Origin of the sequence: Paraburkholderia sp. J12 (genome assembly GCF_905220215.1) — a bacterium.
Lineage (GTDB): Bacteria > Pseudomonadota > Gammaproteobacteria > Burkholderiales > Burkholderiaceae > Paraburkholderia.
The window spans coordinates 1-2,201 of record NZ_CAJMZC010000040.1 but is presented as its reverse complement, the minus strand read 5'-3'; the positions used below and the strand labels follow the sequence as shown (position 1 = coordinate 2,201).

Here is a 2,201-nt window from a genome sequence, read left to right as displayed (position 1 = left end):
CTCTACGTGCTCGCCGACACGGACGTGTGCGCAGCACTCCTCAAAGAGTTGAAGCTCTCGCCGCAGGACATCAGGAGCTATATCGACGAGCACGCCAAGCAAGGCACGGCCAGCGACGACGCCTCGCCCGACAGGATGACCGTGTCGCCGCGCCTGAAAAAAGCATTCCAGTATGCGTTCCAGGCTTCGCGCGATCTGGGCCATTCCTATGTGGGCCCCGAGCATCTGCTGATTGGCCTCGCGGCCGTGCCGGACAGCATTGCGGGCACACTGCTCAAGAAGTACGGCGTGACGCCCGAAGCGCTGCGGCAGAAGGTGGTCAAGGTCGTCGGCAAGGGCGCCGAAGATGGACGCGTCGATACGCCCACCGGTACGCCGAACCTCGACAAGTTCGGCCGCGACCTCACCGCGATGGCGCGGCAGGGCAAGCTCGACCCCGTGCTGGGACGCGCACAGGAAATCGAAAACACCATCGAGGTGCTGGCGCGGCGCAAGAAGAACAACCCGGTGCTGATCGGCGAGCCGGGTGTGGGCAAGACCGCGATCGTGGAAGGTCTCGCACAACGCATCGTGAACGGCGACGTGCCCGAAGTGCTGCGCGGCAAGCGGCTCGTCGAGGTCAACATCAATTCGATGGTGGCCGGCGCGAAATATCGCGGCGAGTTCGAAGAGCGCGCCAAGCAGTTGATCGACGAAGTCACGGCCAGGAACGACGAGCTGATTCTCTTCATCGACGAATTGCACACCATCGTCGGCGCGGGACAGGGCGGCGGCGAAGGCGGCCTCGATATCGCGAACGTGCTCAAGCCCGCGCTCGCACGCGGCGAACTGAGCCTGATCGGCGCCACGACGCTCAACGAATACCAGAAGTACATCGAAAAGGACGCGGCGCTAGAACGGCGTTTTCAACCCGTGCTCGTGCCGGAGCCGACCGTCGAGCAGACCATCGTGATCCTGCGCGGCCTGCGCGACAAGCTGGAGGCGCACCACCAGGTGACCTTCGCGGACGATGCATTCGTCGCGGCCGCGGAGCTTTCGGATCGCTATATCACGTCGCGCTTTCTGCCCGACAAGGCCATCGATCTGATCGACCAGGCTGCGGCGCGCGTGCGCATCGGCGCGACCTCGCGCCCCGCCGATATCCAGGAACTCGAAGCGGAGATCGCGCAGCTGAAGCGCGAGCAGGACTACGCTTCCTCGCGCAAGCGCTTCGACGAAGCCAAGAATTTCGAGGAGCGCATCAACGAGAAGCAGAAAAAGCTCGACGATCTGACCGAGGCGTGGCAGCGCAAGACCGGCTCCGAGACGCTAGAGGTGACGGTGGCCTCGATTGCCGAGGTGGTGTCGCGACTCACGGGCATTCCGGTTGCGGAACTCACGCAGGAAGAGCGCCAGAAGCTGCTGAAGATGGAAGACAGGCTCCGCGAGCGCGTAGTGGGCCAGAGCGACGCCGTGGTGGCCGTGAGCGACGCGGTGCGCCTTTCGCGCGCGGGTCTCGGCCAGGAGCATCGCCCGATTGCGACGTTCCTCTTCCTCGGGCCGACCGGCGTGGGCAAGACCGAGCTCGCGAAGGCCCTTGCGGAAAGCGTATTCGGCGACGAGCAGGCCATCATCCGCATCGACATGAGCGAGTACATGGAGCGCCATGCCGTCGCGCGCCTCATTGGCGCGCCGCCGGGGTACGTGGGCTACGACGAAGGCGGCCAGTTGACCGAGCGCGTGCGGCGCCGCCCGTACAGCGTGATCCTGCTCGACGAGATCGAAAAGGCCCATCCGGACGTGTACAACGTGCTGCTGCAGGTGTTCGACGATGGGCGCCTCACGGACGGCAAGGGCCGCGTGGTGGACTTCAGCAACACGATCATCATCGCCACGAGCAACCTGGGCGCGTCGATCATCATGGACAACCTCGAGCAGCCCGAGGTCAAGCGCAAGAGCGAAAAGGAAGTGCGTGCCGAACTGATGAAGGTCCTCAAGGGCCACTTCCGCCCCGAGTTCCTGAACCGTATCGACGAAGTGATCGTGTTCCATGCGCTCTCGAAGGAGAACATCCGCTCGATCGTGCAGATCCAGCTCGATCGGGTGGTGCGCACGGCGGCGGCGCAGGACATTACGCTGAAGATGAGCGATGCGCTGGTCGATCATCTGGTGGAGGTGGGTTATCAGCCGGAATTCGGGGCGCGCGAGCTGAAACGGCAGAT

General features: G+C 64.1%; 1 protein-coding gene. It reads left to right on the top strand.

The window, feature by feature from the left end; translation table 11 throughout:
• Nucleotides 1-2,201, top strand: a 2,201-nt coding sequence (locus tag U5760_RS31500) for an ATP-dependent Clp protease ATP-binding subunit (RefSeq protein ID WP_322016211.1), incomplete at both ends; no start/stop codon positions are given.